11 protein-coding genes and 1 pseudogene are annotated in these 16,185 nt (G+C 54.1%); 9 read left to right on the top strand and 3 right to left on the bottom strand.

Annotated features, from left to right (window positions below; translation table 11 throughout):
- Window positions 1-242 precede the first annotated feature (242 nt).
- The 5 genes and pseudogenes from O77CONTIG1_RS05085 (at window position 243) to O77CONTIG1_RS05065 (ending at window position 6,883) form a co-directional block, all read left to right on the top strand.
- Window positions 243-1,207, top strand: a pseudogene (locus O77CONTIG1_RS05085) (transposase).
- A 371-nt stretch (window positions 1,208-1,578) separates the two neighbouring features.
- On the top strand, window positions 1,579-2,169 hold the full coding sequence (locus tag O77CONTIG1_RS26660; RefSeq protein ID WP_068508600.1) for an NAD-dependent epimerase/dehydratase family protein: 591 nt from the start codon (window positions 1,579-1,581) through the stop codon (window positions 2,167-2,169).
- Entirely contained in the window at window positions 2,150-3,013 is an 864-nt protein-coding gene (locus tag O77CONTIG1_RS05075; protein WP_068508598.1) for a polysaccharide biosynthesis protein, read from the top strand. Before O77CONTIG1_RS26660 ends, O77CONTIG1_RS05075 begins: the two co-directional genes overlap by 20 nt.
- 467 nt (window positions 3,014-3,480) lie before the next feature.
- Entirely contained in the window at window positions 3,481-3,915 is a 435-nt protein-coding gene (locus tag O77CONTIG1_RS05070; protein ID WP_068508596.1) for a VOC family protein, read from the top strand.
- 331 nt (window positions 3,916-4,246) lie between these two features.
- Window positions 4,247-6,883 (top strand): tetratricopeptide repeat protein, encoded by a 2,637-nt coding sequence (locus tag O77CONTIG1_RS05065; protein ID WP_068508594.1) that lies wholly within the window; start codon window positions 4,247-4,249, stop codon window positions 6,881-6,883.
- Between the two features lie 85 nt (window positions 6,884-6,968).
- Here the strand turns inward: O77CONTIG1_RS05065 and fabI are convergent, their stop codons facing one another.
- Entirely contained in the window at window positions 6,969-7,745 is a 777-nt protein-coding gene (gene fabI / locus O77CONTIG1_RS05060) for an enoyl-ACP reductase FabI (protein ID WP_068508592.1), read from the bottom strand.
- Window positions 7,746-8,217: 472 nt separating this feature from the next.
- Here fabI and ntcA point away from each other — a divergent pair, with 472 nt between their 5' ends.
- From ntcA to O77CONTIG1_RS05040, 3 genes are all read left to right on the top strand, one after another.
- Window positions 8,218-8,889, top strand: a complete 672-nt coding sequence (gene ntcA / locus O77CONTIG1_RS05050; RefSeq protein WP_068508588.1) for a global nitrogen regulator NtcA — start codon at window positions 8,218-8,220, stop codon at window positions 8,887-8,889.
- Between the two features lie 258 nt (window positions 8,890-9,147).
- On the top strand, window positions 9,148-10,572 hold the full coding sequence (locus O77CONTIG1_RS05045; RefSeq protein WP_068508586.1) for a DUF3084 domain-containing protein: 1,425 nt from the start codon (window positions 9,148-9,150) through the stop codon (window positions 10,570-10,572).
- Between the two features lie 42 nt (window positions 10,573-10,614).
- Window positions 10,615-11,064 (top strand): pre-16S rRNA-processing nuclease YqgF, encoded by a 450-nt coding sequence (locus O77CONTIG1_RS05040; protein WP_068508583.1) that lies wholly within the window; start codon window positions 10,615-10,617, stop codon window positions 11,062-11,064.
- An 18-nt stretch (window positions 11,065-11,082) separates the two neighbouring features.
- Here the strand turns inward: O77CONTIG1_RS05040 and O77CONTIG1_RS05035 are convergent, their stop codons facing one another.
- Both O77CONTIG1_RS05035 and O77CONTIG1_RS25120 read right to left on the bottom strand, forming a co-directional pair.
- Complete coding sequence (locus O77CONTIG1_RS05035; protein ID WP_068508581.1) at window positions 11,083-11,343, bottom strand: DUF3146 family protein; 261 nt, start codon at window positions 11,341-11,343, stop codon at window positions 11,083-11,085.
- 296 nt (window positions 11,344-11,639) lie between these two features.
- Window positions 11,640-13,115 carry a hypothetical protein gene (locus tag O77CONTIG1_RS25120; protein ID WP_068508580.1) on the bottom strand — a complete coding sequence of 492 codons (1,476 nt, stop codon included), beginning with the start codon at window positions 13,113-13,115 and terminating at the stop codon, window positions 11,640-11,642.
- A gap of 625 nt (window positions 13,116-13,740) precedes the next feature.
- Between O77CONTIG1_RS25120 and O77CONTIG1_RS05025 the strand changes: the two genes are divergently transcribed.
- A complete protein-coding gene (locus tag O77CONTIG1_RS05025) occupies window positions 13,741-15,687 on the top strand; it encodes an ABC transporter ATP-binding protein (protein WP_172799637.1) in 1,947 nt (648 codons plus the stop codon).
- Window positions 15,688-16,185 lie beyond the last annotated feature (498 nt).

Here is a 16,185-nt window from a genome sequence, read left to right as displayed (position 1 = left end):
GCGATCGCGCTGCACCAATGAAATTACTGGAAGCCCCAACAGATACGGGACTAACAATCCAGAATCACAGATTCAAAATCGAGAATCGACACAATCGATGAGTGCCCATGCTATTTCAAGAATCAATTGTAAAAGCTTTATGATTCCGGCTTTTTCCAGAAGTGTTGAAAGATAGATTAAGCGACGAAAAAAAGGGACAGAATGCAGTATTCTGTCCCCTAGTAAACAAAAAATGATGCCTGATGATAGCCTCATTTCCGAAGCTTGTCAAATCGATCTTGATGCAGCTTTGTCCGCATGACTATCCCGTTTTGAACTCGCGCTTGTTCTTTGAAATCTGGTTGACCTTTGTGTTGGACAAGGGCTTAACCAGCATGAGAGACTTATTTTACCGCCTAAATCGTACAGGTGTTGAGGTCGATATATCCACCTTTTCTAAAGCTTGCAAAACTCGAACGGATGGGCACTTTTGTCGAATCTATGCACAGTTGATTGAGCAAGTAAAGCGCAAACAGCCGACCGCGGCTCAGATACTTTTTCCGATTGATTCAACCATCGTTACACTTACCAGCAAGCTATTTTGGCTGCAAGGATATCACCAAGTTAAATTACTGAATGGAATCAACTTAGAGCAAGGATATTCGAGTGAATGCTTGATTCATTTTGGGCAAGGACATGATGCAAAGTTTGCCGATTCGATTAGCACGATGATTCCCGAAAACGGCATCGGCATCATGGATAGAGGCTTCGCAAGCTGGGAATTTCTCGACCAAATGAGTCTCACTCAAACAAAGTTTGTGGTGCGAATCAAGAACAATATGAAGACTGAACTTGACCACGACCGTTACCGCGTGGTTTGGTTCTGTGATTTGGAGAGTCGGAGCGAGTTTCGTCTGGCAACTAATGTCAATGAGATGAGCGACGAAGAAATCAGTGATACCTATCGGCATCGTTGGCAAATTGAGGTGTTATGGAAGTTTCTCAAGATGCACTTAAAGCTCATCGTCTCATCACCAAGAATGTGAATGGGGTGAGTATTCAGATTTATATGGTGCTCATCACGTATTTAATCTTATTGTTAATCGAAATTCCAGCATTCTATGGCAGTGAATTGCTCGACAAGTTTCGGTATTTACAACTGGAACTGAGCCGTCGCTGCTCAATGGTTCATTGGAGCTACGATCTGCTGCCCGAAACACTCGTATGACTCTTGTAAGCTAAAATGTAAAGTTTTCTATCTGGATTCAACACTTCTGGGCTTTTTCATAGTCTTTTATTTATTTACACCATATTGACTTTTGTTAAGGCAGACGATCACTGAAGCTTCATAATTTCAGTTTTCTCCGTAAAGATTCGCATTCATCTGCACCACACGGATGCGTTTATCAAGAGTGAAGCTAATAATTTTTGAACAAGAACCGTTGCCCCACCCCTAAGAGCATCTCTATAAAGTCTTTGTTATCAGGATCATATTTTTACAACATCTGTCGGACGGCGGCATGTCTGTTGCGCGGAACGTTCGAGGTCAAGAAGACAGGGAATCTACGCCTAACTACTCATTCAAGGAACTCTTTGGCTATGCTGACATCGGTAGATCAGGGTTTCGCTTTGGAAACGAATGAAGCACCCGAAAAATGCCTGAGTTTGGGCAGCAGTACAAAACCTTCTTTAAGATCAAGAGTCGAGATTATCAATGAAATTAAGATGCTTGTCCCCGCTGGTTCTCCTGAACCTGAGGATGAACAAGTCTTAAACCAGCTAGCAAGCTTGACACAAGAACTCACGAAGGTCTATCAAGCAGCTGGACAACTGAGGGAAGATCCCTTCGCAGATGCATGGAATCGCCGGGTTCACTGCTATCGAGATCTGGTCGCAGAGCAGGTCAAGGGGCGGCGTATTCTGGTGACTGGTGGAAATGGCTGCGTCGGCAGTCAACTGATCCAGGAATTGAAAACCTTTGAGCCTGAGAAAATTGTTTGCCTGGATCTACTGCGGATGAATCATCTTCTCCAAACAAGGAGGGTGATTTCGTTGAAACAATTCACATTCTATGACGTTGATATTAGAGATCAGAATAGACTAGAGAAGGTTTTCCTCCAAGAAAAAGCCCGACCTCGTATTTCATCTGGCAGCCATACGCCTCCCTGGAATGGCAGAGCAGCGTGTTAGGGATGCTGTTTCAACGAATATTATGGGAACCCATAATGTAATTCAGTTTTGTGAAAAGTATGGGGTCGAAAAGTGCATATTCTCCTCTACGGGCAAAGCATCACGCTATGTTACTGGAGAAGTCTATGCAGCCACCAAAAAGGTGTGTGAATGGCTTTTTGATCAGGCGGCTCAATCCGGTTCAACTGTCTATGGCATGGTGAGGTTTACTCACATGCTGGATAATAGCGCAGCCTGTGAGCAATTTGACCAGCAAGTCAAACGCGGGAAAATTGTCAACATTCATGCGCCCGATAAGTATGTTTGTGGTCAAAATGTCCATGAGGCGGTCAGCCTACTGCTTAACAGTCTCGTGGTTGCTAAGCCCAGAAATCTGGAATTTTTGGTCTGTCGAAATCTGGGCTGGCCGGTTGAAACCCTAGAGGTTGCTTTATACAAGATCCTGCAATCTGGAAAGAACATTCCAATTTATTTTCAGGGTTCGCCAGTCGGCTATGAAGAGGGCTTCTTTCGGGGCAATGTAGATTGGGACGATCCCTCAGCGTTCAACTTATTAGTCAACGCGATCGAAAAAGTGTCGAGTCGAGTTGATGCCTCTGGTGACTTTATTGTGACTCCTGTTTTGCCCTGCTGTTTTGAGCGTCTAGAAGCTGAGTTGGCTGCTGTGCGGAAGGTTCTCAATGACCCTACAAGTGCCGATAGCCAAATCAAGCAAGCCCTTGCTGAATGTATTATGAAGGTTGCTTGCTCCATCTATTCCCAAACACCCATTGAGTTGCTCTCGAAGGTGCTGAACTGGGGCACTGATCCTGAGTACCTTCAGTTGGGACGGGGGCAACGCTAGATAGCCATCAGCCCACGATTCGCTTGTTTTATTGAAAGCCTATCTGCCAAGTATCGAAACAGCGCCAGTCTCAGCGGCAGTCTCAGCACCCGTTGAAGCGATCGCCAAGATTAAGCCTGTGGTGAGTGCGCTTTAATACTTCTGCGCTTTGATCAGGCTGAGTTTGACGTGTGCTGTGAGTAGGGCGAACGAGGCGTTTTGCACTTAGCTCCGAATGTTGGCAATTTCAACCCGCGCTTTCAATCTGCGTTGAGATTGCCAACAGCCAAGGGGCGATCGCCTTTCCGTATTGGAAAGATAAAAGCAGTGGGGTTATGGTAAAGCGCTAACCGGACGGGGCTTTGAGCAAGATGTTAATTTAGCATCTGAGATTAAAGTTCAGTATCTCAGCGTCAGTGATCGCATCTGTAATTGCGTTCCAACCCTGGCGCTGTCTCTTACCGTTTGCAACTCCCCCGCAAAGCATTATGGCAACCACTCTCTTTCATCTAGCGTTTCCGGTGAGTGATCTGGCCGAAGCCAAAGCCTATTATGCCGATGGGCTGGGCTGCGAGATCGGCCGCGAAAACGCCAGCTCGGTGATTATGAACCTCTACGGACATCAGATCGTAGCGCACCTGGCCTACGAACCGCTGATGCCCCAGCGTGGCGTATATCCCCGGCACTTTGGCGTGATTTTTACCGACGAGGCCGATTGGGAAGCCCTTTTAGAGCGATCGCAGCGCCAGGGACTCTCCTTCTATCAGCCGCCCAAGGAGCGCTTCGTCGGCACGCCGCTGGAACACCGCACATTTTTTCTAGAGGACCCCTTCCATAACTTGATGGAGTTTAAGTTTTATCGCCACGCCAGCGCGATTTTTGGGCAGGCAGAGTTTGCCCAGATTGGAGATACGGCAGGCTGAAGGCAGGCAAGCAAAAATTAAGGAGCATCGGTCTACTGCTTGTCTCTTTAGGGGATGACCTTCAAGAGAATCGCGCCCTTCTCTTGCCCCTCCGCCTCCAGCCCCTCAAGACTTGCGAATTCCTAAATTGCTTCAAGGTGTGTCAGGTTTCCTGATCCCAGCGACCCACAGCGGAAGAAGGAAAATATTACACACTGTTTTGGGACGATTCGCCTTGTGACGGCTGCTCGCGGCTGATCGCGGCAGTTTAGCTGAAGGGCGATCGCACCGGGCTAGCAAGGTTTTCTGGCAGGATTTCCTAGCAAGATTTGACAGCATTAAGGGGCAAAGCGTGAGTAAGAAATATCACTGGCTGGATCTGGCGGAGTATGCATCGCTGGTGGGCTTGGGCGTGGGTTCCGTCGCTTCTTTCACCACATCACAACTGGTCTACACCTCTGCGCCAATTTCGCTGCTGGTGTTGCTCAATCTGGCCAACCGCAGTCGATTTGAGCAATCCATGCAAAATCAGGTCGGTGTTGCCATCGACGAAATTGAAAAGCGCCTCTCGATGCATGTGGAACTGCTGAATCAGCAGATTGGCTCACTGCCCACGCCGGAGATGATGGGCAGCCTGAAAAAATCCATGCTGGTGAAAAGCCGGGAAGCCTCGGAGGCCTTTGCGGCTGACCTGAAAACCTTGCAGCAAGATCTGCAAATTCGGCTGGATGCGCTGGAGGCGGGCGACCTGGGCAGCGTGCGCGGCGAGGTGCGGCGGCTGCGCGACCAATATAGCCAGCTTTGCGACGACATGGTGCATATCACCGAACGGCTGCACGACCTGTCTAGTTCGCACCGGGTCGAGGATCTGGAAACGGCGATCGCCCAGATTCGCTCCGACACTGCCCATCTGCAAACCAGCCTGCAAGTCTTTAGCGACCAGACGCGCCCTGCGCTCAACACGCTACAAGAGCAAATCAATCGGCTGAATCGCCAGTTTCAGGCCTTGCCGCCGCCCTTCGATGCCAGCACGCTGCGCCAGGAAGTATCCGAACTGATTCGTGTGGTGTCCGATCTAGTGCCCCGGCGCGACTGGACGGCACTGGTGACTGAAATGCAGTCGCTTCATGAGCAGCAGGACGCGCAGGCGCGGGCCGAGGAACTGCTGCGGCGCAAGGTGCAAGACCTGACCCAACAACTGCGCGACCAGCCTAGCCGCGAAACGCTACACTCGCTCCAGCAGCAGGTCAATCACCTGAGCCAGCAGGTGGAAAATCTGCCGCCCCCCTTTGATCCAACCTCTTTGCGGCGAGAAATTGCTCGGCTGCTGCGGGTGGTGGGCGATCTAGTTCCTCAGCGAGATTTCAGCGGACTGGTGGGCCAAGTCAGCGCCTTGCAGCAGCAGCAGGAATTTCAAGCGCAGGTGGAGCAAGCGCTGCAAGCAGAACTACGGATCATCAGCCAGCAGCTGCAAGATTTGATGGCTGGAAATCATGCGGAGACAGGCGATCGCCCTGTGGCTCTGGCTCCCAGCGCTGACCCGGCCGACTCAACCGAAACTGCCGAAGCGCTGTTTAAGGCCCAAGTCGAAGCCATGCTCCGGCAAGAGCTACAGCGCATCAGCCAGCAGTTGCGATCGCTCCCCACAGGCGGCACCTTTCAGATGCAGATGGAGGCAACGGTGTTGGGCGTGCTGCAAGAGCTAAACCAGCACCTCCGCACCTATCCAACGGGGCCACGCTACGAGTTTGTCCTGGATTTTCGCGGCGGCCCGCCCGCCGCCGCCGATGCGGCCACAGCCCTGCACCCGGCGCTGTATGACGAGTTCACGGCGGCGGCGCTGCTCGATGTGCCCAACAGTCGGCTGGTGCTGGAGCAAGCGCTGGATACCACGGGCGATCGCCTGTTGATAACGCTGCCTTGGTCGAGCCAGTGCCCGATCGATCGCCCAATGGTGCGCCGTTTGCACGATTTTCTGGCCCAGGGTCGGCAGCTGGAAATCGGCTGGTGCTACAGCGCTGACCAGGATTTGCCCCGCTTTCTCAGCGCGATGGTGCAGCGATGGCACGCCCCGTCTGAGCAAGCCCGCAGCCTGCAAGAGACGCTGCAAAACCTGCTGGAACTGAAGCGGCAGTTTCCCAGCCAGTTTCAGTTCAAGATTTTGGGAACACGGGAAAATTTTCTGGTATCAGACGATCGCTACGCCGTGCTGGGGCTGGATGAGTCGCTGGTAGACGACCTGGGCATTCCCCATCTAGAACTCAAACTGCGGACTAGCGACCCTGCCACCGTGCAACAGTTGACGCAGCGGTTTGAAAATCCGGTGCTGCACCCCACCGATGTGCAATCTCACTGGAATCGGGCCGTGACGCGCTATGAGCTAGGCGACCCGCAGGGGGCCCTCAGCGATGTGGAGCAAATTTTACGCATTCGCCCCGATCAGGCGCTAGTGTGGAATCTGCGCGGGCTGTGTCACGATGAGCTGGGAGAGCGGCAGCAGGCGATCGCCGACTTTAGCACCGCCCTCCAACTCGACCGCAACCAGATGGATGCCCATTGCAACCGGGGCTATCTGCGCTCAGAGCAGGGCGACCTGATCGGGGCGATCGCCGACTTTACCAACGCCCTCACCATCCAGCCCAACTGCGCCATGATCTACTTCTTCCGGGGGCTGGCCGCGCAAAAGCTGGGCGAAATCAAATCTGCTTTTCGCGACTACGCCGCCGCCATCCAGCTTGCCCCCCAGGTGCCCACCCCCTATTACTATCGGGGGCTGGCCCGTGCCAGCAACCCCGCTGGGGCGATCGCCGATTTGCAGCAAGCCCTCGAACTCTTCGCTGAGCAAGGCAACGAAACCAACGCCCGCAAGGTCTTTAGTCACCTCCAGCGACTCACCAAAACCCGCAATGGCACGCCGCCGATCTTTGACCCCGATGCAGTGCCCGATGCTGCGCCTGTTCCGGTGGCGATCGCCTTTGAGGAAAACTAGAGCTGGTTTAGTAGCTTTGCACCCTGCGCCCCAAAAAATCCAACGCTCAAAAACACTCGAAAACACTCAAAGCAGACCCACATTCCTACATCCCCATAATCTCGTAGCCCGCATCGACGTACAGCACTTGCCCGGTGATGCCCGTAGACAGATCGCTGCACAGGAATGCGGCCGTGTTGCCCACCTCGGTCTGGGTGACGGTGCGGCGCAGGGGCGCGACTTCTTCGACATGGTGAATCATGTCCAAAATGCCACCAACGGCAGAGGAGGCCAGCGTCCGAATCGGCCCGGCTGAGATGGCGTTCACCCGGATGTTTTGCGGGCCCAGTTCTGCTGCCAAGTATTTCACGTTCATCTCTAGCGCGGCCTTGGCAATGCCCATGACGTTATAATTGGGCACAACGCGCACGCCGCCCAGATAGGTCAGCGTCACCACTGCGCCGCCCTCAGTCATCAGCGGCTTGGCAGCGCGGCAAAGCTGCACCAGCGAGTAGGCGCTCACGTCCAGCGCCAGGTTAAAGCCCTCGCGGGAAACATTGCTGAAGTCGCCGCTGAGATCGTCGCGATTGGCGAAGGCGAGGCAGTGAATCAGCACATCCAGCCGCCCCCACTTTTCGCGCACAGTGGCAAATGCCGCCTCGACTTGCTCATCATTTTGCACATCGCAGGGCACAAACAGGCTGGGCTGGAGCGGCTCAACCAATTCCGCCACTTTCTTCTCTAGCTTGCCTTTGTCGTCGGGCAGGTAGGTGATGCCCAGGTTTGCCCCGGCTTTGTGGAGCTGTTGGGCGATGCCCCAGGCAATTGAGCGATTGTTGGCAATGCCTGTGACGAGCGCATTTTTTCCGGTGAGGTCAAGCATGGGTAACGGCATCCAAATTTCGAGGGCAATTCACAAAATACTCAAAAACGGGGCAGGACGGATAGGGGAGGGTGGGGTAAAGCGAGGGAAGAGAAGATGGCAAGAGATGAGGGCGAGACGGGAAAATTTTTTCCTAAATTGTATCTGTCAGATACAATTGCGATATGCTGTCTGGAACGCAGGATTGAGGGCGATCGCCCAGTTTCCAGAATAGAGTCTGGGTTCTCTCAGCCGGGTCTACCGATAGAGCAAACGCAGAAATTGGTATCGAAACGATCATTCTTCCTATGGAAGCGTGTTTTTAGATACAAAAAGCGGCCCCAAACTTAGTTTAAGTGTTCTAAGACTGCGTTTATCCTGGTTTTTCGCCTCTTGGGCAAAATCTGGGTTTTGCTTTCATCTTTTGTTCCAGTCATGTCTCGGTCATATTTCGGTCATATTCGCTCCCTGAGGGCGCTGGGAATCGGACGGTATGGTTGCCTCACATGAAAAGCCTTTAGCAGATGTGTTTCGCCAATTGAGCGGCAGCGCGTTTCCGCCGATGGTAGAAACCTTTGACCGGGGAAAGACGATTTTCTTTCCGGGCGATCCGGCTGAGCGGGTTTATTTCTTGCTCAAGGGCGCAGTAAAGCTGTCGCGAGTCTATGAGGCAGGCGAAGAAATCACCGTGGCGCTGCTAAGAGAGAATAGCGTGTTTGGCGTACTGTCGCTGATTACGGGGCAAAAGGCAGACCGATTTTATCATTCTGTCGCGTTTACGCCAGTGGAGCTACTGTCAGTGCCGATTGAGCAGGTCGAAAAGGCGCTAAAGGAAAATCCCGACCTGTCGATGCTGATGCTGAAGGGGCTGTCGTCTCGGATTTTGCAAACCGAAATGATGATTGAAACGTTGGCCCACCGAGACATGGGGTCACGTTTAGTCAGCTTTTTGCTAATTTTGTGCCGCGATTTTGGGGTTCCTACGTCCGAGGGCATCACGATCGACCTGAAGCTGTCTCACCAGGCGATCGCCGAAGCAATTGGCTCGACCCGCGTAACGGTAACGCGCCTGCTGGGTGACCTGCGCCAGGATCGAATGATCTCTATTCACAAGAAGAAGATCACGGTTTATAACCCAGTGGCGCTGAGTCAGCAGTTTACTTAGAGATTTTACTTAGAGATTTGGATAGCGGTCAGGGTTGAGAGAGCGTACCTAGCGTTAGGACGCTTATGAAAACAGGACTCAGGTCGATGGCTCGCCTAATGCGGCAAAAGTCCTGGCGGGGGCCGACCTGTGGAGGCGTTTTGCGGGGGCCAACCTGTGGAGGCGTTTTGCGGTGTTGCGGTGTGCAGGCGACTGTGAGCTACGCCTTTCAACGGCACAATTGCAGTATGGTGTAGCTGAGTGTGAGTTTTATCGGCGATGACCACCGGGCTGGTCTTGATTGCGGCAATTTTGGTGCTGGGGGCTGTGGTGGCCACGGTGGGCGATCGCCTTGGGATGAAGGTGGGCAAGGCTCGCCTCAGTCTGTTTGGCCTGCGTCCCCGTCAAACTGCCACGCTGATCACCGTGATGACGGGGATTCTCATCTCGGCGATGACCTTTGGCATTTTGTTTGCGGTCGATGACCAACTGCGAACGGGTGTGTTTGAGCTAGAAGATGTGCAGCAGGAGCGAGACGCAGCGCTGGCAGAACTAAACCAAGCGCAGCAGCAAACCGCCGAAGTGCAGCGACAGCGCGATCGCGCCGAACGAGAGCAGCAGTCTGCCCAGCGCCGCCTGCGCCGCACCAACGAGTCTCTACAAACGGCGATCGCCCAGGAAACCCGCACCCGCGAGGAATTGCAAAGCACCCAGTCGCAGTTGAGCCAAGTCGCTGCCAACTATCAGCAGGCACAGACATTGCTCACGGACGTATCCCAGCAGGCCACCCAGCTTCGTGCTGAAATTCAGCAACTCCAGGCCGATCGCCAGCGGCAGATTGCCCAGCGCGACCGAGACGTAGCCGAGCGCGATCGCCAGATTGCCGAACGCACCGCCCAAATCCGCGAAAAAGAATTGCAACTCGATGATCTCGAAGCCCAGCGCAGCGCTCTGCTGGCAGAAGTGCAAACCCTGGAGCGCGAATTTCAAGGGCTGCGCCAGGGCAGTGTGGCGGTGCTGAGAAACCAGCCCATGGCCTCCGGCGTGGTGCGTGTCATTACCCCAGAGGCTGCCCCCAGCGCGGTCAATCGCCTCCTGCTAGAGGCTAACCGTTTTGCCAGCCAGCGCATCCAACCGGGCACGGTGAATGTAGACAAGCAGGTGATTCAAATTACCAACGCCCAGGTGGAGCAGTTGATCAATCAAATCCAGGACGGCAAAGATTATGTCGTGCGGATTTTGTCGGCGGGCAATTACATCATCGGCGAACCCTGCGTCTTGGCGGGCGAGGCTTGCATCCAGGTTTATGTCAACGCTGCGCCCAATCAAGTGGTGTTTCGAGAGGGCGATCTGGTGGTCACGATTGCGCTCGATCCCACCCGGATGCGAGATGAAGAATTGGTGGAGCGCGTGAATCTTTTGATTGCCAACGCTCAGTTTCGCTCGCGACAGGCTGGGGTGCTGGGCGATGTGCTGCAAATTGCGGACGGACAGACCGAGGCCGTGGTTAGGTTATTGCAAGATATTCGAGCCTACGGTCGCCCGGTAGAACTCCATGCGATCGCCTCTGAAACCATTTTCACCGCTGGGCCCGTCCGGCTCGACCTGGCCGCCGTGCAAAATGGGCGGGTTCTGTTCAGCACGGACAGCAGAGTCAACACCACCCCGCCCCCGCAGCGATCGCCCTTCGCGCCAACGAACTAAACCGCCCTGCTGCCGTTTGCCTTTCACCCCTGCCGTTTGCCCATGTCCTATTCCACTTCTGCACCTGAAGCCTTGGGGCAGCCCGTCATTCTTGGGTTCGATCCGGGTCGGCAAAAGTGTGGGCTGGCCGTGATGGGGGTCGATCGCAACCTGTTTATGCATCAAGTCGTCGCAGCAGAGCGGGCGATCGCCACAATTCAGACACTCCGCCAGCAATACCCGATTTCGCTGCTGGTCATGGGCGATCAAACTAGCGCCCGCCAGTGGAAACAATCGCTCAGCGAAGCCTTCAGCGACCCAATCCGCGTGGTCATGGTTGATGAACGCTACTCGACGCTGGAAGCCCGCGATCGCTACTGGCAAATGTATCCACCCAAGGGACTCCAGCGCCTGTTGCCCCAGGGAATGAGAACGCCGCCACGCCCCATCGACGATATTGTGGCAATCTTGCTGATTGAGCGCTACCTCGATCGCCTGTCTGAGCCAGTTTAGACGCGGCCAGGCCAGGCTTCAAATTTCTGCCCGAATGGTAAACGAATAGTCACCACCCAGCTCTAGCTGATAGTCGCTGCGCTCCAAAAATCGCTCTAGCGGGTCTTTGATCAGCGCCCGCCCCAGGGACGGCTGCACAATCAGTTGCCCCTGCCGAAAGCACCACTGGAACTGCCACTCGTAGGCATTCGCCCGCACTTCGCCCTCAATTTTGCCCTGCTGCCAGGATTGATGGGTAATCCGAACGTAAGCGGTGGTTTCAGGAAGGCGCTTGCTCATCGAAGAAGAAAGGGGTCAAATGCTTTCCACTATAGGCACGGGGTCGGCGCAAGTTCAAGGGCGATCGCCATCAACCTCGGAAAACATTCTCAGAAAACATTCTCAGAAAACATTGACGATTCCACTCCCCACCAAAATCGCCCAAAAAGAAAGCCGCACAAACCCAATCGCGTAGGGTTCATGCAGCAGTTTTAGTGAATTCGCGTCGTCAACCTCTAACGAGAGAGACGAAAGACTTGACGAGCGATGAAAGGGCGGGCGATGAAAGGGCGGGCAATGAAAGGGCGATCGCCCCCTTACACCACAAAATCGCAGGAGCTAAGCTGGCTCACGGCGATTCCTTCCAAAACCGCCAGCGTATTGAAGGACTTACCTGCTTGCTTGCCATTCCTATCAATTTGCACCAGCGTATTCCCCTGGCGTTCAATCAACCGCACAAACGTGTTGAGCCGCTGATAGTTGCTGCGTCCTGCAACCTGGAAAGGAGCGCGGGCGAAGATGCGCCGCAGGTCAATCACGTCAACCCCTGGCTGATAGTTCTGAATCAAATCCGTTCCGTGATTGACCCGGCGATAAACAAACATATCGCGGTCTAGACCGCCGATGAGCGTGTCATTTCCTGCACCGCCAACAATCGTGTTCTTGCCGCCACCGCCATTGATCACGTCATCGCCTCGTCCGCCCAGCAGGAAATCTCGCCGTGGACCGCCCGTCAGGATGTCATTACCCTGTTGACCCCGGAGGATGTTCTGCCGCTGCCGCACCTGCAATACGTCGTTTCCTCCACCACCAAACATCTCAAAACCGCCACCGGGTCTATAGCCTGCCCGATTGAACTTGCGGGCCCTTGCAGGGGAACCTGCGGCTGCGGCTCGCCAACTGCGTGGCTGTCCCGGCTGTGTAGACACCAGTTCTACCGTCAGCGTGTTGGGCCCACTCGTTAACGTCAGCGGCTGCAAACGACGCTGCCCTCTGGGGGTGAGGAAGGGGACAGGCGTACCGTTTCGGCATCTCAGCGGAATCGCCGAATTACCCGTTTGCCCATCCCCCACAATCACATCACCAGGGAGCGTCCCTGGACCACCGGGGCCACCACCATTGCCGCCGCCATTGCCGCCGCCATTGCCGCCACCATTACCGCCGCCACCGTTGCCGCCGCCGCCAGGATCGATGATAGGGCCCCCGCCCCCGCCACCACCAATCAGGCTACCGTCTAGCCCTTGCTTAAAGTTCAGGAAGTTTTCGGCGACAGTATTATCCACGAAGGTGTAATCAACCCTCTGTCCCGAAACCAGCGAATTATAGAAGTTCGCCAGGAAGGTGGGGTCTTGGGCAAAGAACCAGCCTGTGTCTAGCTCTTCATTGGCAAAGCCAAAGTTAGGGCGGGGAGAGCTAATTGGATTTCCCAGCCCGTCTGTGGTGATGGTTTCGACATCGCTCCAGTTGCCGATGTCGAAACTGTTAAGCAGGAGTCGGTTTTGGTTAAAGTCAAAGTCTGAGGGCGCGTTATCCCCGTCGAACAGAGTAACACGCACCGCAACCCGACTTAGCCCGCCGCCAAGCGTATTGATAAAGGTGGGGGTTAGCCCAGTCTGGGTGCCGATGAGTTGCTGGCTAGTGGTAACTGTACCTTCGTACAGATCAGACGCAGCAAGCTGTGCAACAAGGCGCTGACCATTGACACCAACAAGGTCGAGAACGATACCACCAATGATGGTGACACCGCTGGGCAGAGCACCGCCTGCGGGAGAAACATTAGGATCGATTGCCATGAAATTTTAAACCCTGGTAACAAAAAACAAACGTCAATAGAGCATGACTCAAATGCTGAGGTCAATCTCAGAGGGAACAATGTCTGTTGCGTTTGACCCCTGGGGGCACGACACCAGACATTGGGTAAACAGCAGCAAATTTGGCATGAGCGTGGTTTTCGCGAACTTGCTCTGGTTTTCTAATGCTGTTTTTCGATCGTGAATCGCCAGTAGATTGCCTGATTTTTTGAAAATGCGAAACTGAAAATGCGAGAGAGGAGCGCTTAATCCTCTGTTTTTTCGTAACCTGCGTCTATTACAGGCTTTTGAAACAACCTGAACGGCTTATATTGCCAGTACCCGGTCATAATAGAGCTATGTCCGTATATTCTAGGAGACTTTGTTCTTTTTTCTTTACATTTCAGCTTGATTTCGGCATAAATTGCGAGTTTTGGCAGAGGTATCCCAACTAGAGACTCTCTCTCTAGGAAATTTAGAGAAGGGCTGAAATGCCTGATTTGCGGGCGTTCTCTGTGGATGTATGTGGAAATTCTTCGAGCTACGCTGAATGATTGACAGGCTTGATAGGCTAGGAAAATGTGAAGAACTCAGCCTATTCAGCTATTCGTCAACCGTAATTTGCCTGATGTGTGGATCTGGAACTGGGGGGCGATCGCCCTTAGAACATCTCTACCGAAAGTCTCCAACATTTTTCCTTTTGCTGCTGTCAGCCTGCGGCGATCGCCTCTACCGCCACGCCGTTGCTTCCTGCCCCCGGTTTCTGGTTCATTGGAGTATTCGGAATATTCGGAATAGTTATTCGGCTAGGTTTGCATTGGATTCTCGGTCTGGCTATTGGCGACTGCTGCCCTATCTCAAACCCCACTGGGGAACTGTGGTGCGGGCGTTTTGCTGCACGCTCATCTTTACGGCGGCCTGGCCGCTGCTGGCATGGCTGGCGGGGCGGCTGCTGCGCTTTTTGGTCGCGGGAGACGTGCGATCGCTGGCGCAGATGGCAAGCATCGTGGCGGGCGTGTTTTTGGTGCAAAAAATTGCCCAGTACGGGCAGGACGCGCTGATGGCCAAAGCTGCACTGGCGATCGCCCTCGACCTCCGCACGCGCACCTACGCCCACCTGCAAACCCTCAGCCTCGGCTATTTTGAGCGGGCCCAAACAGGCGACCTGTCCTATCGCCTCACGGAAGACATCGACCGCATCGGCGAAGTGGTGAATAAAGTGTTTCACGACTTTACGCCCTGCATCTTGCAGCTTGTTTTCGTGTTCGGCTACATGGTCTATCTCAACTGGCAGTTGACCCTGGCCAGCCTCGTAATGGTGCCGCTGATGGGGCTGCTGATTAGCTGGTTTGGCGATCGCATGTTGAAGATTTCGCGCCGCAGCCAGAACCTTGTCTCCGACCTGTCCTCGCTCCTCACCGAAGTCTTTAGCGGCATCCGCCTAGTGCGGGCTTTTGCTGCCGAGGATTACGAAATTCGCCGCTTTGCCCGCGAAGCCGAGCGCAATCGCCGAGCAAAATATGCCGCCGCCTGGCTCAAGGCAGTGCAGTATCCCGTGGTGGGCTTTATGTATGCCGTTAGCGTGCTGCTGCTGCTGCTGCTCGGCGGTTGGCAAATTTCGCGGGGCAACCTGACGGGCGAACAGTTTGGCAGCTACGTCTTTGCAGTGGCAATGCTGGTAGACCCGATCGCCCACCTCACGGATAATTACAACGAGTTCAAGCAGGGGCAAGCCTCGGTCGATCGCATTTTTGAACTGCTGGACGTGGAACCCGCCGTCTATGAAGCCTCAAATGCCCTTGTTCTGCCGCCTGTCACAGGCAAAGTGGAATACCGCAACGTCAGCTTTGCCTATCCCCAGTCAGGGGTTGGGAACCAGGATTCTGCTTCCGCTCCATCACCCGTCCTCCACCAACTCAGCCTGCTGGCCTTCCCTGGCGAGGCGATCGCCCTAGTCGGCCCCTCCGGCGCAGGCAAGACGACGCTGGTGAACCTATTGCCACGCTTTTATGACCCGCAGCAGGGGCAAATTTTGATCGACGGCGTGGATATCCGCACCGTAACGCTGTATAGCCTGCGGCGGCAAATCGGCATTGTGCCTCAGGAAACGGTGCTGTTTTCTGGTACAATCGCCCAAAACATCGCCTTTGGGCAAACAGACTATGACCAGAAAGCGGTGGTCGAAGCCGCAAAAATCGCCAACGCCCACGCCTTTATCTCCCAATTTCCCGATGGCTATGACTCGTGGGTGGGTGAGCGCGGCGTAAACCTGTCGGGCGGGCAGCGCCAGCGAATTGCGATCGCCCGGGCCGTGCTGCTCGATCCGCGCATTCTGATTTTGGATGAGGCGACTTCGGCACTGGATTCAGAGTCGGAAGCGCTGGTGCAGGAGGCGCTGGAGCGGCTGATGCAGGGGCGCACGGTGTTCATCATTGCCCATCGGCTAGCCACCGTCCGCCGCGCCGATCGCATCCTCGTGCTAGAACAGGGGCGCGTGGTGGAATCTGGCACGCATACAGAACTCTTGGCCCAAGACGGACGCTATGCCCAGTTCTATGCCCAGCAGTTTGCATAGTGTGCATAGCAGCTTGCATCATCAGCTGAATAGTTCACTGAAGGGTTCGTATGCTTTAGCAGCCTGCCTGTCATCTGAACAAGCCATGCAAAAAAACCTGCGAGCAACCATCCTGCTGTCTAAATCTTCTGGCTGAATACCAAAAGTAGAGAACCGTCCAAAATTTGGGAATGCTATGCCCAGCAACGCGCTGTGTCCGTAAATATTCGCCCAGAGATTTACCTAAGATTTATGGTAGGACTGACGCAGTTGGACGATTTCTCGCGGGCCGCGCCCGCGAGAAATCGTCCAAAACCCAAAAAGTTTAATCGCAAGTGCGTAAGTCCTATATGGGTCAAAGCTAAAAGTTTTCGTAACTATCCTTTGATTTCCAACCCTGGAAACCCATAATTTAGGTTGGGGTTGTGCGATCGGGCTGGGACTATATGCGTAGCTAGACACCAAACGCCTGATAGTTAACTATGACGCATCAGGGTTTTCCGCTGTTGATGGATGGAT

It is taken from the genome of Leptolyngbya sp. O-77 (assembly GCF_001548395.1).
In the GTDB taxonomy this organism is placed as follows: Bacteria; Cyanobacteriota; Cyanobacteriia; order Elainellales; family Elainellaceae; genus Thermoleptolyngbya.
This window is presented reverse-complemented; position numbering and strand designations above follow the sequence as displayed.